The 22,367-nt window shown below is 64.2% G+C and carries 22 protein-coding genes; 9 read left to right on the plus strand and 13 right to left on the minus strand.

Annotated features, from left to right (window positions below; all coding sequences use genetic code 11):
• Positions 1-28 precede the first annotated feature (28 nt).
• The 7 genes from eda to JQ627_RS00410 form a co-directional block, all read right to left on the minus strand.
• Positions 29-679, minus strand: a complete 651-nt coding sequence (gene eda / locus JQ627_RS00380) for a bifunctional 4-hydroxy-2-oxoglutarate aldolase/2-dehydro-3-deoxy-phosphogluconate aldolase (RefSeq protein WP_212482195.1) — start codon at positions 677-679, stop codon at positions 29-31.
• Between the two features lie 18 nt (positions 680-697).
• Positions 698-1,678 (minus strand): sugar kinase, encoded by a 981-nt coding sequence (locus JQ627_RS00385; RefSeq protein ID WP_212482196.1) that lies wholly within the window; start codon positions 1,676-1,678, stop codon positions 698-700.
• A 29-nt stretch (positions 1,679-1,707) separates the two neighbouring features.
• Positions 1,708-2,694: a D-erythronate dehydrogenase gene (gene denD, locus JQ627_RS00390; RefSeq protein ID WP_212482197.1), complete on the minus strand. Its 987-nt coding sequence runs from the start codon at positions 2,692-2,694 to the stop codon at positions 1,708-1,710.
• A 90-nt stretch (positions 2,695-2,784) separates the two neighbouring features.
• Positions 2,785-3,660 carry a carbohydrate ABC transporter permease gene (locus JQ627_RS00395; RefSeq protein ID WP_212482198.1) on the minus strand — a complete coding sequence of 292 codons (876 nt, stop codon included), beginning with the start codon at positions 3,658-3,660 and terminating at the stop codon, positions 2,785-2,787.
• Between the two features lie 2 nt (positions 3,661-3,662).
• Positions 3,663-4,610, minus strand: coding sequence for a carbohydrate ABC transporter permease (locus JQ627_RS00400; RefSeq protein ID WP_212482199.1), 948 nt, complete (start codon positions 4,608-4,610; stop codon positions 3,663-3,665).
• 169 nt (positions 4,611-4,779) lie between these two features.
• On the minus strand, positions 4,780-6,093 hold the full coding sequence (locus tag JQ627_RS00405; protein WP_212482200.1) for an ABC transporter substrate-binding protein: 1,314 nt from the start codon (positions 6,091-6,093) through the stop codon (positions 4,780-4,782).
• 61 nt (positions 6,094-6,154) lie between these two features.
• The gene (locus JQ627_RS00410) at positions 6,155-7,216 is read right to left on the minus strand and encodes an ABC transporter ATP-binding protein (RefSeq protein WP_212482201.1); all 1,062 of its coding nucleotides are present in this window, start codon (positions 7,214-7,216) and stop codon (positions 6,155-6,157) included.
• A gap of 202 nt (positions 7,217-7,418) precedes the next feature.
• On the opposite strand from JQ627_RS00410, the gene JQ627_RS00415 reads away from it, so the two are divergent.
• From JQ627_RS00415 to JQ627_RS00440, 6 genes are all read left to right on the plus strand, one after another.
• The gene (locus JQ627_RS00415) at positions 7,419-8,519 is read left to right on the plus strand and encodes a LacI family DNA-binding transcriptional regulator (RefSeq protein WP_212482202.1); all 1,101 of its coding nucleotides are present in this window, start codon (positions 7,419-7,421) and stop codon (positions 8,517-8,519) included.
• Positions 8,520-8,641: 122 nt separating this feature from the next.
• Positions 8,642-10,471 (plus strand): IlvD/Edd family dehydratase, encoded by a 1,830-nt coding sequence (locus JQ627_RS00420; RefSeq protein ID WP_212482203.1) that lies wholly within the window; start codon positions 8,642-8,644, stop codon positions 10,469-10,471.
• A gap of 136 nt (positions 10,472-10,607) precedes the next feature.
• Positions 10,608-11,339: an SDR family oxidoreductase gene (locus JQ627_RS00425; protein ID WP_212482204.1), complete on the plus strand. Its 732-nt coding sequence runs from the start codon at positions 10,608-10,610 to the stop codon at positions 11,337-11,339.
• A gap of 20 nt (positions 11,340-11,359) precedes the next feature.
• The gene (locus tag JQ627_RS00430) at positions 11,360-12,106 is read left to right on the plus strand and encodes an SDR family NAD(P)-dependent oxidoreductase (protein ID WP_212482205.1); all 747 of its coding nucleotides are present in this window, start codon (positions 11,360-11,362) and stop codon (positions 12,104-12,106) included.
• 30 nt (positions 12,107-12,136) lie between these two features.
• On the plus strand, positions 12,137-13,309 hold the full coding sequence (locus tag JQ627_RS00435; protein ID WP_212482206.1) for a serine hydrolase: 1,173 nt from the start codon (positions 12,137-12,139) through the stop codon (positions 13,307-13,309).
• A 3-nt stretch (positions 13,310-13,312) separates the two neighbouring features.
• Positions 13,313-13,705: a GFA family protein gene (locus JQ627_RS00440; protein ID WP_212482207.1), complete on the plus strand. Its 393-nt coding sequence runs from the start codon at positions 13,313-13,315 to the stop codon at positions 13,703-13,705.
• A 2-nt stretch (positions 13,706-13,707) separates the two neighbouring features.
• On the opposite strand, the gene JQ627_RS00445 is transcribed toward JQ627_RS00440, so the two are convergent.
• Entirely contained in the window at positions 13,708-14,619 is a 912-nt protein-coding gene (locus JQ627_RS00445; protein WP_212482208.1) for a DMT family transporter, read from the minus strand.
• Positions 14,620-14,709: 90 nt separating this feature from the next.
• Here JQ627_RS00445 and JQ627_RS00450 point away from each other — a divergent pair, with 90 nt between their 5' ends.
• From JQ627_RS00450 to JQ627_RS00460, 3 genes are all read left to right on the plus strand, one after another.
• Positions 14,710-15,576: a LysR family transcriptional regulator gene (locus JQ627_RS00450; protein WP_212482209.1), complete on the plus strand. Its 867-nt coding sequence runs from the start codon at positions 14,710-14,712 to the stop codon at positions 15,574-15,576.
• Between the two features lie 71 nt (positions 15,577-15,647).
• Entirely contained in the window at positions 15,648-16,328 is a 681-nt protein-coding gene (locus JQ627_RS00455) for a site-2 protease family protein (protein WP_212482210.1), read from the plus strand.
• Between the two features lie 62 nt (positions 16,329-16,390).
• Positions 16,391-16,813: a hypothetical protein gene (locus JQ627_RS00460; protein ID WP_212483121.1), complete on the plus strand. Its 423-nt coding sequence runs from the start codon at positions 16,391-16,393 to the stop codon at positions 16,811-16,813.
• Positions 16,814-16,876: 63 nt separating this feature from the next.
• On the opposite strand, the gene JQ627_RS00465 is transcribed toward JQ627_RS00460, so the two are convergent.
• From JQ627_RS00465 to JQ627_RS00485, 5 genes are read right to left on the minus strand one after another with little or no spacing between them, the layout of a single operon-like run.
• Positions 16,877-17,674: an energy transducer TonB gene (locus tag JQ627_RS00465; RefSeq protein ID WP_212482211.1), complete on the minus strand. Its 798-nt coding sequence runs from the start codon at positions 17,672-17,674 to the stop codon at positions 16,877-16,879.
• A 3-nt stretch (positions 17,675-17,677) separates the two neighbouring features.
• Positions 17,678-18,154: a biopolymer transporter ExbD gene (locus JQ627_RS00470; RefSeq protein ID WP_212482212.1), complete on the minus strand. Its 477-nt coding sequence runs from the start codon at positions 18,152-18,154 to the stop codon at positions 17,678-17,680.
• A 3-nt stretch (positions 18,155-18,157) separates the two neighbouring features.
• Positions 18,158-19,153 (minus strand): tonB-system energizer ExbB, encoded by a 996-nt coding sequence (gene exbB / locus JQ627_RS00475; protein WP_212482213.1) that lies wholly within the window; start codon positions 19,151-19,153, stop codon positions 18,158-18,160.
• Entirely contained in the window at positions 19,150-19,839 is a 690-nt protein-coding gene (locus tag JQ627_RS00480; protein WP_212482214.1) for a Fe2+-dependent dioxygenase, read from the minus strand. The genes exbB and JQ627_RS00480 overlap by 4 nt, the downstream gene beginning before the upstream one ends.
• A 2-nt stretch (positions 19,840-19,841) precedes the next feature.
• Positions 19,842-22,259, minus strand: coding sequence for a TonB-dependent siderophore receptor (locus JQ627_RS00485; protein WP_212482215.1), 2,418 nt, complete (start codon positions 22,257-22,259; stop codon positions 19,842-19,844).
• Positions 22,260-22,367 lie beyond the last annotated feature (108 nt).

Raw genomic sequence — 22,367 nt, forward strand, 5'->3', positions numbered from 1 at the left:
TAAGTCTTAGCTTAGGGATGGCAAGACTTCACGCAGGTTTAAGGGCCTGAAGGGTGCGCTGGCAGATGGCAGTTATGCCGGCCCAGTTCCCGGCCCTGATCTCCGCCGTCGGGCACAGCCAGGAACCGCCGACCGCGACCACGTTCGGCTCGGCCAGCCAGGTCGCCGCATTGGCCTCGCCGACCCCGCCCGTGGGGCAGAACCGCACGTTCGGGAACGGGCCACCGAAGGCGCGCAGGCCCTTGATGCCGCCAGCCTGCTCGGCCGGGAAGAATTTCGCGACGTCGAAGCCGTGCGACAGCGCCAACATCAGCTCGGAAGCCGTGGCAATGCCCGGCGCGAACGGCAGGGAGCTATGCGCGGCGGCCGCGAGGAGATCGGGGGTCAGGCCGGGGCTGATACCGAACGCGACGCCGAGTTTCTCGACGCGGGTGAAGTCGGCCGGATTGAGGATCGTGCCGATGCCGACCACCGCCTCGGGCACTTCGGCCATGATCGCCCGCGCCGCCTCGATCGCAACAGGGGTGCGCAGGGTCACCTCCAGGGTGCGGACGCCGCCGGCCACCAGCGCATGCGCCAGCGGCACGGCGTCCTGGATACGCTCGATGGTGAGGACGGGAATGACGGTCGCGGCCTTGAACAGGGCGACGAGGTGGTTCTGTTGGGCAGCAGTGGGCATCTTGAGGATCTTTTCGTTTCACTTGGTCGCTAGACGCGTGGGCGCAGCCCGGTGCCGCTTTTTCGGCGGCATGGCATAGCCCGGAATGATGGCGCCGGGATAGCAGATCACGAGGCTGGCGAGACGATGCCCGGCCTGGGCCGCCTCGACTGGATCGGCCCCCGTGAGCCGGGCGGCGATATAGGCCGCGGCAAAGCTGTCGCCCGCCGCCGTGGTGTCAACCACGGGCTTGGTCATTGGTTCGGCGCGGACCTCGCTGGTCCCCCCGGGGAAGCGCAGCAGGCTGACGGGGTCGGCCAGCCGGAACACCAGCTCGGGCGTGGGGATGCGCGCCATCAGCTGGTCGTGGCTCTCGCCGGGATAGAGCGCGAGCAGATCCTCGGTCGAGGTCAGCACAATGTCGGCGGCCGCGAAGGCCGCCGCAAACACCTCGCGCGCGACGTCGCGATCGGGCCATCCCCGCGCACGAAAATTGGTGTCGAACACGAAGCGGGTGCCGAGCAGGCGCGCGCGCTTGATCGCCGCGAACAGGCGCTCGCGTCCGGCGGCGTCGTAGATCGAGAGCGTGATCGCGGAGAGATAGACGATGTCGTAGCTCATCAACGAGTTGAGGAGTTCGTCCGTCTCCGGCAGGCTCATCAGCTGGCGCGCCGCCGCACTGTCGCGCCAGTGGAAGAACTGGCGCTCGCCCTTCGCATCGGTCTGGATCATGTAGAGGCCGGGCAGCTTGCCCGGCAACCGCACGACACGGCGGGTGCCGACACTCTCCGCATTCCAGGCCGCGATCATCTCGTCGCTCAAGGCGTCATCGCCGAGCGCGGTGAGATAGTCGACCTTGACCTCGAGCCGCGCCAGATACACCGCCGTGTTGAGGGTGTCGCCGCCAAAGCCGCGTGAGTAGAGCCCACCGCCCTGCCCGGCGGACTGCCCGGAGGAATGTCCCCCTTGGGCCTGCCGGAGCTCGACCATGCATTCACCGATGCAAGCAACGCTCGCCATCGTCATATCCACGCTGTTCATCGGTTAGATCAGGCGACGAAATTGCCGCCGAGCTCGTCTTCGATGTGAATGCGGATGATGTCGTCGAAGCTCTTCTCTTCGGTGGTGAAGCCGAGCTCGCGCGCCCGCTTCGCCTCGAAATTGCGCGGCCAGCCGCCGACGATGCCGACGATGAACGGATCGAGCTCGTGCTTGATGCGCGCGGCGACCTTGTCGCCGGCAACACGCCGCAGCGCTGCGATCTGCTCGCCGACTGTTGCCGAGAAACCGGGCATGGTCAGGTTGCGGCGTGGACCAACCTTGGCGAGGTCCATGGTGCCGGCGTGCAGCAGGAAGCCGACGGCGGAGCGCGGCGTGGCGTGCCAGTGGCGGACGTCCTCGGAAACCGGGAGCACCGCTTCCTTGCCGGCCAGCGGCTCGCGCAGGATGTTGGAGAAGAATCCCGATGCCGCCTTGTTGGGCAGGCCCGGCCGGATGCAGATGGTCGGCAGGCGGATGCCGATGCCGTCGAGGAAGCCGCGGCGCGAATAATCGGCGAGCAGCAGCTCTCCAATCGCCTTCTGGGTGCCGTAGCTGAGCAGCGGCGTGTGGAAGAACTCATCGCCGATCGCATCCGGGAACGGCGCGCCGAACACCGCGATTGACGAGGTGAAGACCACGCGCGGCTTGTAGCCGCCGCCGACGAGCCTGACGGCGTCGAGCAGCATCCGCGTGCCGTCGAGATTGATGCGGTAGCCCTTGTCGAAATCGAGCTCGGCTTCGCCCGAGACGATTGCGGCGAGATGGAAGATCACGTCCGGCCGGCCGGCGATCAGCTTCTCGGCCGCGCCCGGCACGGCGAAATCGCCCGACACGGTCTCGACGGGGAAACCAGCCTTTTCCGGCTTTTTGGGCTCGACCACGTCATGCATGGTCAGCTTGGTGACGTCGCTCTTGCCGAGCCGGCCATCGCGCAGCAGCCGTTCACAGAGTTTGCGGCCGACCATGCCGGCGGCGCCCAGAACCAGAATGTGCAAGAGCCTACTCCTTTTTATTGGCCGGAACGCACCTCTTTCGGGGCGTTCACTGGAACGCCCTCCTGGCGCGATCTCAGGCAGGCCCCGCGATCATTCCTTCACGGCGCCGGTCATCGCCGACACATAGTACTCTACGAAGAAGGAATAAAGGATAACTACAGGGACGGAGCCGGTCAGTGCGGCCGCCATCAGCGCGCCCCAATGATAGACGTCGCCGCTGACGAGCTCGGTGATGGCGCCGACGGGGATGGTCTTGTTCTCCGACGAGGAGATGAAGGTCAGCGCGTAGATGAACTCGTTCCAGGACAACGTGAAGGCGAAGATGCCCGCCGAGATCACTCCTGGGAGCGACAGCGGCAGCGTGATTTTGACCAGGATCTGGAGCCGCGTCGCGCCGTCGATCAGCGCGCACTCCTCGAGCTCGTAAGGAATGGTGCGGAAATAGCCCATCAAGAGCCAGGTGCAGAACGGGATCAGGAAGGTCGGATAGGTCAGGATCAGCGCCAGATTGCCGTCGAACAGACCGAGCTGGAACACGATCGCCGCCAGCGGAATGAACAGGATCGAAGGCGGCACGAGATAGCCGAGGAAGATCGCAAGGCCCACATAGCGCGAGCCCTTGTAGCGCAGCCGCTCGATCGCATAGGCGGCGCAGACGCTGGCGAACAGCGAGATGAAGGTGGAGGACACCGAAACGATCACGGTGTTCCACATCCAGAGCGGATAGTCGGTTTCGACCAACAGCTTCTTGATATGCTCGATGGTCGGATTCACGATCCAGAACGGATTGTACTTCTCGTAGTCGTACATCTCCGCGTCCGGCTTGAACGTCGCAACCGCCATCCAGTAGAACGGAAACAGCAGGAAGAAGATGATCAGGCCAAGCGGAAGGTAGACGCGCAAGAACTTCCGCGGGAAGCTCTCGAGGTAGTCCATTCCGACGCTTTGGTCGTCCGTCGTGGTCATTGTCAGTCCCTCCCGCCCTGCTGCCAGCGGGAACGCTGAAGCCCGAAGAAGCTGAGCAGGATCGCCGCGACCAGGAACGGAATCATCGCGTTCGAGATCGCCGCGCCCTCGCCGAGATTGCCGCCGGTGATGGCGCGCTGGAACGACAGCGTCGCCATCAGATGCGTGGCATTGATCGGCCCGCCCCGCGTGATGGTGTAGATCAGCTGGAAGTCGGTGAACGTCATCAGCACCGAAAAGGTCATCACGACCGCGATGATCGGCGACAGCATCGGCAGCGTGATGTGGCGGAAGCGCTGCATGTTGGTGGCGCCGTCGAGATTGGCGGCCTCATAGAGCGACGGCGAGATGGTCTGAAGGCCCGCCAGCAGCGTGATCGCCACGAAAGGCACGCCGCGCCAGATATTGGCGGCGATGACCGACCAGCGCGCATTCCAGGGGTCGCCGAGGAAGTCGATGTAGCGCGTGATCAGGCCGGCCTTCACCAGCACCCAGGAGATGATCGAGAACTGGCTGTCATAGATCCACCAGAACGCGATCGCCGAGAGCACTGTCGGCACCACGAAAGGCAGCAGCACGATCGCACGGATCATCGACTTGAATGGCAGCCGCTCGTTGAGCAACAGCGCCAGGTAAAGTCCGATCGCGAATTTCACGACGCTCGCGAACACCGTGTAGAAGATGGTGTTGAACACCGACAGCCAGAACACGGAGTCCTTGGACAGCGAGATGAAGTTCTGGAAGCCGATGTAGCGGCCCGCCCCGCCGATTTTCGTGTCGGTCATGCCGAGCCAGAAACCCAGCGCCAGCGGATAAGCCAGAAACAGGATGAGGATGGCGATTGCCGGCACCATGAACATCGCGCCGAGAAAGTTCCGGCTTTCGAATGCTCTGGACCACAAGCTACCGGGCTTGACCTGCGCGACAGCGGACTCGGCCATGACTGCCATGTCGGATTCCCCTCAACTAGAGCCATCTCCGTTCCGATGGAATCGGAACGGGGCTCTAGATTCTAGTTTCGACGCGCTTTCTTGATGCGAACCGGTATCCACTTCGCTCGAAAACGCTCTGGGAGTCGCGGCGTCCGGCGAACCGGACGCCGCGCAGATTAGAGGCTGATCAGACCTGGTAGTAGCGCTTGGCGCGCTCGGCGGCGCGCGCGGCGGCCTGCTTCGGCGTCGCGGAGCCCGAGGCCGCCTCGGCGAACATGTCGACGACGACGAAGTCGCCCATCACGGCGGCGGAGGCATAACCGAGATCACCGGCAAAGCCGTTGTCGCGGCAGCGCTTCAGGCAGTCGCGGTACGGGGTGATCTTCGGGTCCGACGTCCACACCGGGTTGTCGTTATAGGCCGGGAGCGGCGGCGAGACGTAGCCGTTGGAGGCGACCTCCCACGCGTCGTAGTTCTCCTTGTCCATCATGAACTTGATGAATTCCTTGACCGCCTTCGGATACTTCGAGTGCTTGTAGCCGTAATAGACGAGCACGTTCTGCTGCTCAGTGGACACGCCAACCGGCCCGATCGGCATCGGCGCATGGTTCATGTCCTTGGCGATCTCCTGCTGCTTCGGATCCGTGGAGTTCTTGCCGACGGTCCAGATCGAGATGCCGTTCAGGGTGAGGCTGAGTTCGCCGTTCAGGAACGCCTTGTTGTTGTTGGAGTCGTTCCAGGACAGCACGCCGGGGATGAAGGTCTCATAGAGTTGCTTGACGTATTCGAGCGCGGCGATCGTCTCGGGCGAGTCGATCACGACCTCGTTCTTGTCGTTGACGACCTTGCCACCGAACGCCCACAGCGCCCACTGGCACCAGCCGTTGGCATCGCCCGTGGCGTGGCCGAGAGCGAAGCCGGCCGGTGTGTTGTTCTTCTTCAGGGCCTGGCAGAGCTTGAGGAAGCCGGCGGTATCCTTGGGGAATTCCTCGAAGCCGGCGGCCTTCACATGGCTGATGCGGTAGTTCAGGCAGCCGCCGGTCGCGCCTTGCGGAATCGCGATCCAGCCATTGCCCTTCTTGCCGTACTTCTCGGCGACCGGGTACCAACCGCCATACTGCGCGCCGAGATATTGGGCGACGTCGGTGACGTCGATCAGCTTCTCCGGGAATTTGTGGGGATCATCGAGCGTGCCGATGATCAGGTCGGGCCCGGCACCGACATTGGCGGCGACCGCGGCCTTCGGACGAATGTCCTCCCAGCTCTCGGCCTCGAGCTTGACCTTGACGCCGGTCTTCTCGGAGAACTTCTTGGTCTGCTCGGCGAACTTGTCGAACTCAGCCTGGATGAACTGCTTCCAGCGCAGGACGCGGATGGACGCGTTCGGCTCGGGCGTGTTGGTCCACTCAGCAGCGCGCACCGGCACGATGCCCGGGCCGGCCAGCAAGGCTGCGCCGCCCAGGCCTGCTTTGAGCACACTACGCCTGTCGAAATCGCTCATCGTTCTCTCCCTTAAATTTTATATTTGTATTGGGTCGTTCTTGGGCAGTTCTTCGGCGTCGCTACATGCGTTTGCCTGTCGCCTCGTCGAACAAGTGAACCAGCGACGGATCGGGCTTCAGCCGCACCTTGTCGCCCGGGTTGAACTGGTGACGCTCACGGAAAACCGCGACGACCTGCTCGCCGCCGACCTTGGCGAACACCTGCGTCTCCGAGCCGGTCGGCTCGACCACGATGATCTCGGCGTCGGCGCCGTCGTCCGCGATGGTGAAATGCTCGGGCCGCACGCCATAGACCACGGGGCGGCCGTCAGACCCGGCCGGCGCGTTCTTGAGCGGCAGCTTGACGCCGTTCGGACCCTCGAAGGTCGCAACGCCGTTGACGCGGACATGCCCCTTCAGGAAGTTCATGGCGGGCGAACCGATGAAGCCGGCGACGAACTGGTTTTCAGGCTTGTCATAGAGCTCGAGCGGCGTGCCCATCTGCTCGACGATGCCGTCATGCATGACGACGATCTTGTCGGCCATGGTCATGGCCTCGATCTGGTCGTGGGTGACGTAGACGGTCGTCGTCTTCAGCCGCTGGTGCAGCTCCTTGATCTCGGTGCGCATGGCGACGCGCAGCTTGGCGTCGAGGTTCGACAACGGCTCGTCGAACAGGAACACCTGCGGATCGCGCACGATCGCGCGGCCCATCGCGACGCGCTGGCGCTGTCCGCCGGAGAGCTGGCGCGGATAGCGCTCGAGCAGCGGCGACAGCGCGAGAATTTCGGCGGCGCGCTTGACGCGCTTGTTGATCTCGTCGGAGCTCGCGTTCCGCAGCTTCAGCGAGAAGCCCATGTTCTCGCCGACCGTCATGTGCGGATAGAGCGCGTAGTTCTGGAACACCATCGCAATATCCCGCTCCTTGGGCTGGATATTGTTGACGACGCGGTCGCCGATCGAGATCGTGCCGGAGGTGATGTTCTCGAGGCCTGCAAGCATGCGCAGAAGCGTCGACTTGCCGCAGCCTGAGGGGCCAACCAGGACGACGAACTGGCCGTCCTCGATCGGAATCGAAACGCCGTGCAGGACTTCAAAATTGCCGAACGATTTCCGCACGTCGCGGATTTGCACAGACGACATCTAGCTCCCTCCTCGAAAGTCCACGACGCCTCTTGCGCCGCGACCGTCTTGTTTTTTCAGACTTCACCGAACGAAGCCCGATCTTAGCGGGCGACATTGTCGGCAGTTTGTGCGGTTTTGGCAATTTGTCTTTGGTTAGTCGTTGCTGGTAGCGCTGTCAACGATCCTTTGTTTGCGGGTGTGGCTATGCTAAGACCAACAAATGGGTCGAAAACGCACCAAGTCAGGTAAAATCCGGCTGGCGGAAGTTGCCGAGCTTGCCGGCGTCAGCCCGATCACGGCGTCCCGGTTCTTCCGCAATCCGGAGGCGCTGTCGGTCGCCAAGCGGACGCGGGTCGAGAGCGCGGCCAGGGAGCTCGGCTATGTGCCGAACCTGGCGGCGCGGGCGCTGGCCTCGCAGCGCACCGAAGTGATCGGCGTCCTGATCCCGTCACTGACCAACAACGTGTTTTCCGACGTGCTGCGCGGCATCTATGACGCCTCCGAAGGCAGCCGGTACTCGATCCAGTTGTCCAACACGCGCTACAGCATTCTCCAGGAGGAGAAGCTGCTGCGCCTGTTTCTCGCGCAGAAGCCGGCCGGACTGATCGTCACCGGCATCGACCAGACCACGGAATCGCGCGCGATGCTGGAGGCGGCGGACTGCCCGATCGTGCAGATCATGGAGATCGGGCCCAATCCGGTCGACATGATGATCGGCTTTTCGCACTATGACGCAGCCCGCGCGGCGATCGCGCACCTGTTCGCGCAAGGCCACCGCAAGATCGGCTTCGTGGGCGCGCGCATGGATCCGCGGGTGCAGCGGCGGCTGGACGGATATGTCTCGGCCATGAAGGACGCCGGCCTGTTCGAGCAGCGCCTCGTCGTCACGACGGCGACACCGACCTCGGTGACGCTCGGCGGCGCCCTGTTCACCGATCTGCTGGCGCGGCAGCCAGGCATCGACGCGGTGTTCTGCGCCAATGACGACCTCGCGCTTGGCGTGCTGTTTGAATGCCGGCGCCGGGAGATCGCGGTCCCCGAGCAGATCGCGATCGTCGGTTTCAACGACCTCGAATTCATGGCCTCCGCCGTGCCCACCCTCACCAGCGTGCGCACCAACCGCTACGAGATGGGCAACACGGCCGCCACCATGCTGATCGAAGCGATCGACGGACGGCGCCCCGAGCAGCCGGTGCTCGATCTCGGCTTCAAAGTGATCGAGCGGCAAAGCTCGTCGTCGCGGCGCTCGGACGGCAGGCCTGCCGCATCGGGCGCTGGCGCGGCGAACAAAATGATAGCGTTACCAAATGGCCAAGACTAGTATCGCATTTGTGAGGGAACGACCCGCCAGCGGGACAGCAGATCATCGCTCGCGCCGTTGGGCATCGCACAAGCCGACAGCCTAGGACCGACGCCAGTGCGTTTGCATTGCAGGAGAAACCAATGACAAAAAAGCCAACCAATGGGCATGCGCCCGCCAGCAACGGCGCTCGCCGCCACCTCCGCTCGCAGGAATGGTTCAACAACCCGCATAACCCGGGCATGACCGCGCTCTATATGGAGCGCTATTTGAATTACGGCCTCACCCGGGCCGAGCTTCAGTCCGGCAAGCCGATCATCGGCATCGCCCAGACCGGCAACGACCTTTCCCCCTGCAACCGCCACCATATCGAGCTGGCGCACCGCGTCCGCGAGGGCATCCGCGAGGCCGGCGGCATTGCGATGGAGTTTCCCACCCACCCGATCCAGGAGACCGGCAAGCGTCCGACCGCGGCGCTCGACCGCAACCTCGCCTATCTCGGCCTCGTCGAGATCCTGTACGGCTATCCGCTCGACGGCGTGGTGCTGACCACCGGCTGCGACAAGACCACCCCGGCCTGCATGATGGCGGCGGCGACCGTCAATCTGCCCGCGATTGTGCTGTCGGGCGGCCCGATGCTGAACGGCTGGCACGCCGGCGAGCGCACCGGCTCCGGCACCATCGTCTGGAAGTCGCGCGAACGGCTCGCCGCCGGCGAGATCGACTATGAAGAGTTCATGGAGATCGTGGCATCCTCGGCGCCCTCGGTCGGCCATTGCAACACCATGGGCACCGCCTCGACCATGAACGGGCTTGCCGAAGCGCTCGGCTTCTCGCTGCCGGGCTGCTCGGCGATTCCCGCGCCCTACCGCGAGCGTGGCCAGATCGCCTACGAGACCGGCAAGCGTGCCGTCGAGATGGTCTGGGAAGACCTCAAGCCCTCGGACATCCTGACCCGCAAGGCGTTCGAGAACTGCATCGTGATCAATTCGGCGATCGGTGGCTCGACCAACGCGCCGATCCACATCAACGCGCTCGCGCGCCACATCGGCGTCGAACTGTCGATCGACGATTGGCAGAAGGTCGGCCACGACGTGCCGCTGCTGGTCAACATGCAGCCGGCCGGCTTCTATCTCGGCGAGGAATTCCACCGCGCCGGCGGCGTGCCGGCCGTGGTGCGCGAGCTGATGAAGCACAAGCGCATCCATGAGGACGCGGTCACCGTCAACGGCCGCGGCATCGGCGAGAACTGCAAGGACGCACCGAAGCCCGACAACGACGTGATCTGGGCCTACGACAAGCCGCTGGTGAAGGATGCCGGATTCCTGGTGCTGAAGGGCAATCTGTTCGATTCCGCGATCATGAAGACCAGCGTGATCTCCAAGGAATTCCGCGACCGCTATCTCAGCAACCCGAAAGACCTCAACGCCTTCGAGGGTCGCGCCATCGTGTTCGAAGGTCCGGAGGATTATCACGAGCGGATCGACGATGCTTCGCTGGATATCGACGAGCGCTGCGTGCTGTTCGTTCGCGGCACTGGGCCGATCGGCTATCCCGGCGGCGCCGAGGTCGTGAACATGCAGCCGCCGGCGGCGCTGATCAAACGCGGCATCCTGTCCCTGCCCTGCATCGGCGACGGCCGCCAGTCCGGCACCTCGGGCTCGCCCTCGATCCTGAACGCCTCGCCGGAAGCCGCCGCCAATGGCGGGCTCGCGATCCTCAAGACCGGCGACAAGGTGCGCATCGACCTCAACAAGGGCAGCGCCAACATCCTGATCTCGGACGACGAGGTGAAGAAGCGCCACGCCGAGCTGATGGCCGATGGCGGCTTCAAGCATCCGGCGAACCAGACGCCGTGGCAGGAGATCTACCGCAACACGGTCGGCCAGCAATCGACCGGCGCCTGCATGGAGCTCGCCACGCGCTACCAGAACGTCGCCGGCACGTTTGGCGTGGCGCGGGACAATCACTGACACTGTCATTTCCGGGGCGCGACGCAGTCGCGAGCCCGGAATCCATCAGGCCACAGAACACGTCGAAAAATGGATTCCGGGCTCGCGCCAAGAGGCGCGCCCCGGATTGACGAAAAGAATTTCAAAGGAGAAAAAAATGGCAGACCGCCTCAAGGGAAAACGCGCCGTCGTCACGGCTGCGGCCGCAGGCATCGGGCGCGCATGCGCCATCGCATTCGCGCGTGAAGGCGCAACCGTCATCGCCACCGACATCAACGAGGCCGGCATCGCGGGCCTGACCAAGGAAGGCATCGCCGAGGTCGCAAAGCTCGACGTCCGCAACACCGCCGACGTCAACGCCTTCGCCAATCGCGTCGGCAAGGTCGACATCCTGCTCAACGCGGCCGGCTTCGTGCATCACGGCACCATCCTGGAGTGCTCGGAAGAGGATTTTGACTTCTCGTTCGATCTCAACGTCAAGTCGATGCACCGGACCATCCGGGCCTTCCTGCCCGAGATGCTGGCGGGTGGCGGCGGCAGCATCGTCAACATCTCGTCCTGCGCGGCGCTGCGGCCGCCGGCCAACCGCTACGTCTACAGCGCGTCGAAGGCTGCGGTATCGCTGCTGACGCGCGCGGTCGCGCTCGACTTCATCACCAAGGGCATCCGCTGCAACAGCATCTGCCCCGGCACCGTCGAGACCCCCTCGATGCTCGACCGCGCCGCCGCGCAGGGGCCGCAAGGCAAGGAGATGTTCGTCTCGCGCCAGAAGATGGGCCGGCTCGGCACCGCCGACGAAATCGCTTCCATGGCAGTCTATCTCGGCAGTGACGAAAGCGCCTTCACCACCGGCGTCGACCTCGTCGTCGACGGCGGCTACATGCTCTGACGCTCAGGGGATCGCATCTCATGAACAAGATTGATCTCAACGGCCGCGTCGCTGTCGTCACCGGCGGTGCGCAGGGTTTTGGCCGCGCCATCACCCAGCGTTTCGTCGATTCCGGTGCCAAGGTCGCGATCTGGGATTTCGATGCCGCACTGGCCGAGAAAACGGCAAAAGAGATCGGCGACAACGTCCGCGTCTTCAAGGTCGACGTCACCGAGACCGCAGGCGTCGAGCAGGCCCGCGATGCGACGCTTGCGGCCTTCGGCAAGATCGACATCCTGGTCAACAATGCCGGCATCGCCGGGGTCAACAAGCCGGTTTGGGAGACCGATCTCGAGGAGTGGCGCAAAGTGCTGCGCATCAACCTCGACGGCCCCTTCATCGCCTGCAAGGCCATCGTGCCCACCATGCTCAAGCAGAAATACGGGCGAATCGTGAACATCGCCTCGATCGCTGGCAAGGAAGGCAATCCGAACGCATCGCATTATTCGGCGTCCAAGGCCGGCCTGATCGCGCTGACGAAGTCGCTCGGCAAGGAATTGGCAGCCCACGATATCCTCGTGAACGCGGTGACGCCGGCAGCCGCCAAGACCGCGATCTTCGACCAGATGACGCAGCAGCACATTGACTTCATGCTGTCGAAGATCCCCAAGGCGCGCTTTGTGCTGGTGGAAGAGCTGGCCGCGATGGTGACCTGGCTCGCATCCGAAGATTGTGCCTTCTCCACCGGCGCGGTGTTTGATATTTCCGGCGGACGGGCGACCTACTGAGGCACTGGCCGCCCCTGGAAGGGGCGGACCATGCGGCTTGGTCGTCAGGATTTTGGGCGTCGGGATTTCGTGAAGCTCGCAGCGGGCGCAGGCGTGCTGCCGCTGCTATCATCGACTGCACTTGCGCAAGTCGCGCCCAACCCGCCGAGCATCCGCCCGCCCTCGCCGGCCGAGCGCGGCGCCATGGCACGGCTCGCGCACAGCTTCATGGACAAGTACGGCGTGCCGGCACTGTCCGTTGCTATCGGCTATGCCGGCGCTGTTGTTCATGAGGACGCCTTCGGTCTTGCCGATATCGAACGCAATGAGGCCGTAACGCCGCGGCATCTGTTCCGGATCGCCAGCATCAGCAAGATGATCACCTCGGTCGCGATCTTCCGCCTGATCGAGGAGAACCGCCTCAAGCTGACGGATCGCGTGTTCGGCCCCGGTGCGCTGCTTGGCACCGATCACGGGCCGCCGCCCTACTCTGCCGGCATCGACCAGATTACGGTCGAGAATCTCCTGACGCATACCGCCGGCGGCTGGAGCAACGACAACCACGATCCCATGTTCACGCATCCGCGGATGGATCATGCCGAGCTGATCGCCGGGACGCTCGCCAACCGGCCGCTCGACCGGCCGCCGGGCCAGCACTATGCTTACTCCAATTTCGGCTATTGCTTGCTGGGCCGCGTGATCGAGAAGCTCACCGGCCAGCCCTATGCCGAGCGTGTCCGCGCCGACGTGCTCGCGCGTTGCGGCGTCACCGACATGACCATCGCGGGCAACACGCGCGAGCAACGGCAGGCCGGCGAAGTCACCTATTACGGCCAGGGCGAGGGCCCCTACGGCATGAATGTCCGGCGGATGGACTCCCATGGTGGCTGGATCGCGGCACCGTCGGATCTCGTGCAGTTCCTGATGCATGTCGACGGCTATACGAGGCCCGCGAACATCTTGCGGCCGCGCACCATCGAGGTCATGACCACCGCGCCCAGCTACAGCCCGGCCTACGCCAAGGGCTTTAGCGTCAACAAGTCAGACAATTGGTGGCACAATGGTAGCCTGCCGGGCACGAGCACGATTGCCGTGCGAACCCATGGCGGCTTCTGCTGGGCCGCCTTCACCAACACCAGACGCAGGAATTCCGACATGGATGGCGAGCTCGACAATCTCAACTGGAACATGGCGCGCCAAGTCGGCGAATGGCGGGTGGCCTGAGCCATGATCCGGGAGGGTGGATGCCTGTGCGGCGCGGTGCGGTTCAAGGCGGAAGGCGAGCCGCTCAACGTCCGCATCTGCCATTGCCGCCTGTGCCAGAAGGCAATGGGCTCGCCCTACTTCGCGCGCGCGCAATTCGACCAACGCGCGCTCACCGTCGAGGGCGAGACCGAGCGCTATGCGTCGTCCGAAAACATCGACCGCGTGTTCTGCAAGCGCTGCGGCACGCGGCTGTTCGCGTGGCGGCGCAACGGCACACTCGCGGGTGTCTCGCTGACCACATTCGACGATCGCAACGCCTTTGCACCGACCGAGCACATCTGGGTCTCGGAAAAGCTCGCCTGGCTGAAGCTCGATGACGGTTTGACGCAATATCCGGGGACGATCCCGGCGTGACGTCAGGCCTGGTTTGAAGCGGACGCGCTCGCCGCCCGAGCGCGCTGGCCTGTCGTCGTTGCGATCCAGATCCCGGCAAACACCGCGACGATGCCGGCCGCCAAATTCCAGCGCAGCGGCTCGTTCAGCAGCCAGGCGCCGACCAGAGACGCCGTGATCGGATTGACCGTCACCGAGATCGCGACGCGCGTCGGCGTCGTCCGCTCCAGCGCGAAGGCCCAGAGATAGAAGGTCAGCGCTGCGCCAAAGGCGCCGAGATAGAAAGCCGCCAGCCATTGCGGCACGCCGAAGCCGGTAACAGGCGCAAAACTGCCGCGGACATAAGAAAGCAGGATGAGGCAGGCCGCGCCGGCCGCCATGCTCATGGTGGTGAAGGCGACCGGGCTGGAGCGCCGGATCAGCGGCTTCGACCAGATGCCATACAGCGCCATGCATAGCGCAGCAGCCATCATCAGGAGATCACCGCGCCAGGCGCCGGATGGTGCCGAGGTCAGATCGGAGAGCAGCGCGACGGCAACGCCAAACGTCGCAATCACGACACCGAGCGATTTGCGCCAGGTCAGGGCTTCAGCACCGAGCGCAGCCCCGATTACCAGCGACAGCAGCGGAAGCGTCGACAAAGCGAGCGCGCCGCGTGCGGCGGTCGTGAAGATCAGCGATGCGTTGAACAGGATCGGGAACAAGGCGAAGAACAGGATGCCGAGCCCGGTCGCCGCGGCCCAGTCCCCTCGCTCCGGCCAGCGATCCCCGCGGAGCAGCGTCAGCGGCAGCAACAGCAAGAAGCCGATGCCGAACCGGAACGAGCCGATCGCGAGCGGATCGAGGCTGCTCACGAGGTAGCGCGTGGCGCCGATCGAGGTGCCGCCGAGGCCGCTCGACAGCACGGCGGCCAGAACTCCGGAGATTTCGCCCACACTCCCTCCCTTGACGAGCCCTCAACGCAACATACGAGGCGCGCCGAAACAGGGAATGGAATTTCCGTCATGCTGGGATAAGTTTTCGTCATGACTGCTCCCGTTCTCGATCCCGATCTGCTGAAGGCCTTTCTCGCCGTCGCCGCGCATCGCTCGTTCACGCGCGCGGCCGCAACGCTCAACCGCACTCAATCGGCGGTGAGCGTCCAGATCAGGCGCTTGGAGGAGCGGATCGGTACAAAGCTGTTTCAACGCACCAGGGCCGGCGTCGCGCTGACCGCAGCAGGCGATGAACTCCTCGTTTATGCGCGGCGGCTTCTCGACCTCAATGCAGAGGCCGTCGATGCGCTCCGTGCGCGCAAGCGCGAAGCCGTGGTTCGCCTCGGCGTGATGGACGATTACGGCACGATCGTCATTCCGCCATTGCTGACGCGCTTTGCCCAAAACCATCCGGAGATCCGGGTCGAGATCGAGACCGGGCTGACCGCGACGATGCCGGCCCGGCTCGGCGAAGCCTATGACCTCGTCATCGCCATGCATCCGGAAGGACGCGGCGATGGCGAGATGCTGCGGCGCGAGCAGGCGGTCTGGGCCGCGGCCAGGACGTATCGAGCCGAAGCACAGGACATACTGCCCGTCGCGCTCTACCCGCCGGGCTGCCTGTTCCGGCAATGGGCCGCAGACGCCCTCGATGCCGCAGGCCGGCCCTGGCGCCTCGCCTTTGTCAGCCGGACGCTGGCAGCCGTGGAAGCGATCGCGGCGCAGGGCCTCGCAATCACGGTCGTGAAAGCCGGCACGGTGCCTTCCCGCCTGCGCGTCCTGTCGGACGGGCTGCCGCCCTTGCCGACGGCGGACATCCGCCTGCACCGTGCGCGCAATCTGTCGCGTGCAGGCGGCATGCTGGCGGATCATTTACAGCTTGGGATTTCGGAACCGGCGTCCCATATCCTGCCCTGACGCGTTGCCCCATCACCGGATTGGCCGGGTTGGCTGCAAGGTCACGAGGCACAAACCGGGATAGACGAGCCGTGAACATTTCCTTCTATGACCTATCGGTGTGGGTGCTGCCGTTGGTGCTCGCCATCACCTTCCACGAGGCCGCGCACGCCTTCGTCGCATACCGTCTCGGTGACAACACAGCCTGGCAGCTCGGACGCGTCAGCTTCAACCCTATCAAGCACATCGACCCGTTCGGCACCCTGATCCTGCCGGCGATGCTGCTGTTCGCGCATTCGCCGTTCCTGTTCGGCTATGCCAAGCCGGTCCCCGTCAATTTCCGCAAACTCAACCACCCGAGGCTCGACATGGTCTGGGTGGCCCTAGCCGGGCCCGCCACCAACATCCTGCTGGCGCTCGCGGCGGCTCTCGCGCTCCATGCCCTGCCCCTTGCACCGGCCGGCTCGGCGCAGTGGATCTTCGACAACCTCAAGAACGCGCTGCTCATCAACGCGGTCCTGGCCGTCTTCAACATGATGCCGATCCCGCCGCTCGACGGCGGACGGGTCGCGGTCGGGCTGTTGCCCCGGGCCCTCGCCATGCCACTGGCCCGGCTCGAGCCGTTCGGGATGCTGATCCTGATCGGCCTGTTGATCCTGCTGCCGCTCGCGGGCTCGCAGTTCGGTCTAAATCTTGATGTTATTTCAGGAATACTGCGAACGTTGACCGGTTATGTGATTCAGGCTGTTCTCTTCCTGACCGGCAACGCGTAGTTGGACAGAACACCCGAACACAAGCCGAAGGGCTCGAGGCCGACTTGGTCAAAGCTGCCGATATGCTGATCGCGCGACGCGCGGACACCCGCGCCCGCGCCGATTTTGCCACCTGGAAGATGATGGCCAAGCTCAACGGGTCGTCCGCGCTGCCTCCGGAGGCCCAGGAGTTCCTCGCGAGCTACAAGAACCTGCTGGCGCAGATGAGCGAGGGCGAGGCCACCGAGGCTACGATCGGCGCGATCTACAAGGCCTACTACGCAGAGATGGGCGGCGCGGGAACTCCGCCCGACGTTCGTACCCGTCCGCCCGAGCGGGCGGCGGACAATGTTACCGCTTTCCGCCGTCCGGAACCGAAGCCGAAGAAGGTCAATTTCTTCGGGGCAAACGCAGCCGCTGGAGCCCAGAAACGGCCGCTCCCGGTGGCACTGATCTTCGCCTGCCTCGTCGTGGTCTATGTCGGGATCCGGCTCTACTGGCGCTGAGGCGAAGCCGCCTCGCCGGTCGCTTGCCCCGCGCGTGTAGGTCCTCGTCCGCCGACGGGGGTGCTACTTCTTCTTTTCGTTGAATATGACGTCGATGCTGAATTTGAGGCCCTCGTCCGCTTGTGCCGCGGGCGGCGCAGGCAGCGGGCTCGCACGATGGAGCATCGCCACGGCCTCATCATCAAATCGCTTGTCGCCGGATGATTCCTGAATTTCGACTGACATGACGTTGCCGGTGCGATCGAGCTCGAAGGCGACCTTCACCTTGGCGTCCTTGACCTTGTCGACTTTCGGGTAGCGCTTGTGACGCTCGAACCAGGCGTTGATCTGCTTGGCCCAGCCCGCCACGAGCTTCTTCTTATCGTCCAGAAGCCCCTTTTCGACGATCTGAGCTTTGTCGCCGATCGTTGCATCGTCGGAAGGTTTCCGCGGAGCGGTGGCCTCCGAGGCGACAGATTCGACCGACTGGTTGGTCTCGACCTTGGCTTTCTCGGGCTCGTCCTCCTGAGGCTTCTTGGAGTTGTTCTCGGTGACGAACTTGTCGGCCTCCTCCTCCGTCTCGGTCGGCTTCTCCTTCGGAAGATCGACCTCCTTGACGACGGCCTTCTGCTGATTCAGCGCCGGTGAGGCCACCGACGCGTCACTTTCCGGTCCCGGCGGCAGGTCGGTTTCGTCGGCTTTCAGGGCGACCATCTCCAGACCGATCTCGCCCCCGTCGGCGCCCAGCCCTTCATCGAGATCGGCGGCCTCGAGATTGACGATCGCCAGCGCCGCACCGCCGACGTGAAGAAACAGCGCGAGAATCGCCGCCAGCACCCAAGTGCTGCGCGACAGCCATTTCCTGGTAGGAGGCTCGCTCATATCTCACTGCTTCGCCGAGCTTGCAGGCTCGGCTTGCTGCGCGGCTCCGCCTTGCGACGGCACGCCTTCGAGTGCCTCGATCTTGAACTGGGTAAACTTACCCGCACGCAAGATCTCAAGCACGTCGAAAAACTCGCCGTAAGGCACCCCGCGATCGACCCTCAGGAAGATCGGCTTCTCCCTGCTCATGTTGGGCGTATTCTCGAGCGAACGAACGAGGTCGGCGCGCTTGACGAAATTTTCGCCGATCGCAACCGCCAGATCCGACTTGATCGTGACGAAGGTCGGCTTGTCCTTTTTCGCCGGTGTCGCCGTCGACGACACCGGCAGATCGACCGGCAGGTCGACCGTGGAGAGCGGAGCTGCGACCATGAAGATGATCAGCAGCACCAGGATGACGTCGATGAACGGCGTGACGTTGATGTCATGCGTCTCGCCGAAATCGTCGTCGTCATCATTGTCTGCGAGCGAAACACCCATGGTTCACTCCGCCGCGCGCGAGTGCACGCTGCCGTGGCTGCGGTCGAGATCGCGCGAGAGCAGCCGCCCCGCCGCGCCCGAGGCACGGTTGACAAGCTCGAGATAGCTCTTCGTCACGCGCGAGAAGTGGTTGTAGATGATGACGGCGGGAATGGCGGCGACGAGACCGATCGCGGTGGCGAGCAGCGCCTCGGCGATGCCGGGCGCGACGACGGCGAGATTGGTGGTCTGCGACTTCGAGATTCCGATGAAGCTGTTCATGATGCCCCACACGGTGCCGAACAGGCCGACGAAGGGCGACGTGGAGCCGATGCTCGCGAGCACGCCCATGCCGATGCGGATGCGCCGCGCCTCGGCGCGCACGATCTCCGAAAAGCTCGAGGCTGCGCGCTCCTTGATGCCGGCATCGCTGGACAGGCCGGCCGACATCCGGGCCTCGCGAAGGGCCGCCGCCAGGAAGGACGGCAGGACGCCCTGCTTGGCGCCGAGCGCCATCTGCGCTTCCGCGAGCGACCGTGCCTCAGCGATCTTCTTCAGCGCCGAACGCAGCTTGGCGGAAGCGGCCGACAACTCGATCGACTTGGCGATAAAGACAGTCCAGGTCATCAGCGATGCAAAGGCGAGCCCGATCATCACCGCCTTCACGATGACGTCCGCCGACATGAACATCACCCAGGGCGACAACTCCTTCATGGCCGGCGCGGCCGACTTCAGAGAACGGCCGCCGTCCGTCGATGCCGTGTCGGACGCGGGCGCCGCCGGTGCCGCGGCTGCCGGAGCCGCGTCAGGCAAGGACGGGCTGGATGAAGGCGGCGCAGGGGTCTGGGCGACGGGAGGCTGCGCAGCAGGCGTCTGAGGACCAGGTGCCGCCGCGGTCGGCCGAGCCGCTGCCGGGGACGCCGGCGGGCTTTGTGTCTGGGCCGAAACAGGGGATGCGAGCCAGGCGGCCGCCAGCATCAATGCTGCGGCAAGACTTGCTTGGAAGGACATGATCTTCATACTTCGGCCCAGTAGCGAATGAGATTGTGATAGATACCCGTCAATTTGACCGTTTCGGGATCGTCACGCCCGAGCCGTTTCACCAGCGCCTGAATCGCGGTGTCGAGGTCAAAGATCATGCTCCGGGCTTGATCGTCCCGTATCATGCTCTGAAGCCAGAAGAAAGATGCAACCCGCGTCCCCCTTGTCACCGGCGTGACGAGATGGAGGCTGGTCGAGGGATAGAGCACGCAGTCGCCTGCTGGCAACTTGACTTCGTGCGAACCGTAGGTGTCCTCGATCACAAGTTCGCCACCGTCATACTCTTCCGGCTCGGCCAGGAACAGCGTGACCGACAGGTCTGTGCGGATGCGAAGGCCGGTCAGGCGGTCGCCGCGGATCGCGTTGTCGACATGCAGGCCGAAATGGTGGCCGCTGCTCGCCGCATAGCGGTTGAACAGCGGCGGGAAGATCTGGAGCGGGATCGCAGCTGCGATGAAGCGCGGGTTCGAGGTCAGCGCCGAGATGATGCGGTTGCCCAGCTTTCGCGCAACCTCGCCATCTGGTGGCAATTGCTCGTTGCGCTTGACCATCGCCGACTGCGAGCCGGCGGTGGAGCGCCCGTCCTCCCATTCGCTGGCGTCCATGATGCGGCGGAAATCCGCCACATCATCTTTGCTCAGGACCCCAGACAGGCATGTCAACATGATCAGAACTTCGCCGACGTTATGAGGTAGAACGCCCTGCCCGGCGCGACCGCCACGAACGGCGTCGCGCTGCGATAGAGCGTATCGTAGTAGAGCTTGTTGGTGAGGTTCTGCGCGTAGAACTTCATGGTCCAGTTCTTGTCGATCTTCTTCTCGATGAACGCGTCGAAGCGCCAGTAGCTCGGGATCAGCGTGCCGGTGTTGGCGCCGAAGGTGCCGCCATAGACCTTGGAGCGGAACACCGCCTGGCCGCCGAGCTCCCAGTCACCGTCGAACTTGTACTTGGTGAGCAAGCTGAACGACTGATGCGCGACGTTGGCGAGCGGCAGGCCGACATTGCCCGGGATGTTGCTCTTGGTGACCTTCGAGTCCATCAGCACGATGCCGCCGAAGATGCTCCAGCGGTCGGTCAGCTTGCCGCTGGCCTCGATGTCGATACCCTGGATCCGGTAGGCCGCCCCCGAGGTCAGCGTGGTGCCGACGGTCTCACGGGCATTGTCCTTCGTCGTTTGGAACAGTGCGCCGGTCACCAGCAGGTGGCGGTCGAACAGCTCCCATTTGGTGCCGATTTCCGCCCCCTTGTTCTGCTCGGGCCCGAGGATCGTGGTGCCGGTCGGCGGAGACGAGCCGTAGTCCGTGCCGGTTGCGTCGAGTTCGGAGCCGAACGGATTGGTCGAGGTCGCATAGGCCGCATAGAGGCTGCCGATCGGAACGGGCTTGTAGACGATGCCGGCGTTGTAGTTGACGAAGTCGGAGTCGACGCTGCTCGAAGCAGCCGCAATCGACGATTTCAGCTTGTAGCTGTCCCAGCGCACACCACCGTTCACGATGATGGTGTCTTCCCAGTTCGCCGTGTCCATCACGTAGACGGCGCCGCTATCGACGTTGTAGCGGGTCGGATCGCCGCCGAGCACCGGGTTGAACGGGCCGGGTGTGTTGGTATAGCCCGGCGAATACATGCTCTGCAGGGTCAAAGCGCCATTGCTGTTGGAGCCGGCGCCGAACGCTTCCGACGAGAGGCCGGTGTAGCGGCCGATTCCGATGCGTTCATTGGCCACATCGAGCCCGGTCACCGCGGTGTGCCTGACCGATCCCGTATTGAACTTGAACGCGGCTTCTTCCTGGTTGGCGATGACGTCAACCCACTGGTTGCGGCTCTGTGCGCTCGCAGTGATCGTCCACTTGGTCGGATCGGGATTGGTCGTGATGGGCGACTGCGGCAACGTGCCGATATATTCCAGCGTCGACTGCTCCATGCGGGTCCGGCTGGTCAGGGTGATGTTGTTGGTCGGCTTGTATTCGCCGGTCAACGTGCCGAAATCCTGCCGCGCGGTCTGGAAGTCGCGATTGAGGAAGCCGTACCAGGTCCCACGCGGAATGCCCGCTTCGGTGGCCGGCACGTTGCCCTGCTTGTAATAGGGCACGCCGAAATCGGGATAGCCGCTGAGGTCGGTGTGGACGTAGTTCGTGGTGATCTTGATGTCGTTGGTCGGGGTGTACTTGGTCGAGATGAAAGTGCCCCAGCGATTGTCGGTCACGAAGTTGCGGCCGGCAACGTTGGCGTCCTGGAACAGGCCTCCGACACGTACCGAGAAGGTCGGGTCGACGACCTGGTTGACGTCGATCGTGACGCGCTTGGTCATGTCGGTGCCGAACGTCGTCTCGGCGTTCTGGAAGTTGCGATCGGTCGCCTGCTTGGTGACGATGTTGATCGCACCGCCCGCGGTGCCGCGGCCCGCAAAGGACGAGGCCGGGCCGCGCAGGATCTCGAGCTGCTCGGTGAAGAAGTTCTCGCGGATGGAGACCGCGGGATCGCGGATGCCGTCGATGAAGACGTCGTTGCGCACGTCGAAGCCGCGGATGAAGAAGCGGTCGCCGAACGCATTGCCGCCTTCACCCGAACCCAGCGTTACGCCCGCGGTCGAGCGCCCGACCTCCCTCAGCGTCGTGGCGTTCTTGTCCTCGAGGATCTCCTTGCTGAGCACGGTGATGGTCTTGGGCGTGTTCAGAAGCGGCTCGGGAAACTTGCCCGAGGCCTGGACGCGGTCGACCTTGTAGGGCGCGGCCGGATCGGCATAGGGATTGGCGTCGGCGGGGCCGGACGATACGGTGGGAGCTGCCTGCTGGGCCTGCTGGCGCTGTGCCGCACGGCGAACCGCGTTGCGCGCGCGGACCTGCTCGGGTGAAGGTTTAGAGGCCGCCGGACGCGGACGCTCGACGGGAGCATCGACCGTCACCGGCGGCAGGTTCGACTGCTGCGCCTGCGCGCCGCTCGATACCGACGCCACCGCGATCAAGCTCGCAACTGCCGAGACTTTCTTGCCGGAAGTTCCCGCGGACTTGTCATCCGTCGGATTGAACGCTGCGACTGAACGCAGCGACTTCGGTGCGACCACCTGCCCCATTACCAAACGCCCCATCTTCTTGTTCGCTCACTCACTTCGATGAACGATGGGCTGTTGGTATCGGCCGCAAAATAGCGGGTCAATGCGAGCACCGCGCGAGAACGCTTGAATAAGTCCAGATCA

It is taken from the genome of Bradyrhizobium liaoningense (genome assembly GCF_018130785.1).
GTDB classification, from domain to species: domain Bacteria; phylum Pseudomonadota; class Alphaproteobacteria; order Rhizobiales; family Xanthobacteraceae; genus Bradyrhizobium; species Bradyrhizobium liaoningense_A.

Bases quoted from the DNA above. Each gene is read 5' to 3' on its own strand.
- eda (WP_212482195.1), bottom strand. From the start codon at position 679: ATGCCCACTGCTGCCCAACAGAACCACCTCGTCGCCCTGTTCAAGGCC.
- JQ627_RS00385 (WP_212482196.1), bottom strand. From the start codon at position 1,678: ATGGCGAGCGTTGCTTGCATCGGTGAATGCATGGTCGAGCTCCGGCAG.
- JQ627_RS00395 (WP_212482198.1), bottom strand. From the start codon at position 3,660: ATGACCACGACGGACGACCAAAGCGTCGGAATGGACTACCTCGAGAGC.
- JQ627_RS00400 (WP_212482199.1), bottom strand. From the start codon at position 4,610: ATGGCAGTCATGGCCGAGTCCGCTGTCGCGCAGGTCAAGCCCGGTAGC.
- JQ627_RS00405 (WP_212482200.1), bottom strand. From the start codon at position 6,093: ATGAGCGATTTCGACAGGCGTAGTGTGCTCAAAGCAGGCCTGGGCGGC.
- JQ627_RS00410 (WP_212482201.1), bottom strand. From the start codon at position 7,216: ATGTCGTCTGTGCAAATCCGCGACGTGCGGAAATCGTTCGGCAATTTT.
- JQ627_RS00415 (WP_212482202.1), top strand. From the start codon at position 7,419: ATGGGTCGAAAACGCACCAAGTCAGGTAAAATCCGGCTGGCGGAAGTT.
- JQ627_RS00420 (WP_212482203.1), top strand. From the start codon at position 8,642: ATGACAAAAAAGCCAACCAATGGGCATGCGCCCGCCAGCAACGGCGCT.
- JQ627_RS00425 (WP_212482204.1), top strand. From the start codon at position 10,608: ATGGCAGACCGCCTCAAGGGAAAACGCGCCGTCGTCACGGCTGCGGCC.
- JQ627_RS00430 (WP_212482205.1), top strand. From the start codon at position 11,360: ATGAACAAGATTGATCTCAACGGCCGCGTCGCTGTCGTCACCGGCGGT.
- JQ627_RS00435 (WP_212482206.1), top strand. From the start codon at position 12,137: ATGCGGCTTGGTCGTCAGGATTTTGGGCGTCGGGATTTCGTGAAGCTC.
- JQ627_RS00440 (WP_212482207.1), top strand. From the start codon at position 13,313: ATGATCCGGGAGGGTGGATGCCTGTGCGGCGCGGTGCGGTTCAAGGCG.
- JQ627_RS00450 (WP_212482209.1), top strand. From the start codon at position 14,710: ATGACTGCTCCCGTTCTCGATCCCGATCTGCTGAAGGCCTTTCTCGCC.
- JQ627_RS00460 (WP_212483121.1), top strand. From the start codon at position 16,391: ATGCTGATCGCGCGACGCGCGGACACCCGCGCCCGCGCCGATTTTGCC.
- JQ627_RS00465 (WP_212482211.1), bottom strand. From the start codon at position 17,674: ATGAGCGAGCCTCCTACCAGGAAATGGCTGTCGCGCAGCACTTGGGTG.
- JQ627_RS00470 (WP_212482212.1), bottom strand. From the start codon at position 18,154: ATGGGTGTTTCGCTCGCAGACAATGATGACGACGACGATTTCGGCGAG.
- exbB (WP_212482213.1), bottom strand. From the start codon at position 19,153: ATGAAGATCATGTCCTTCCAAGCAAGTCTTGCCGCAGCATTGATGCTG.
- JQ627_RS00480 (WP_212482214.1), bottom strand. From the start codon at position 19,839: ATGTTGACATGCCTGTCTGGGGTCCTGAGCAAAGATGATGTGGCGGAT.
- JQ627_RS00485 (WP_212482215.1), bottom strand. From the start codon at position 22,259: ATGGGGCGTTTGGTAATGGGGCAGGTGGTCGCACCGAAGTCGCTGCGT.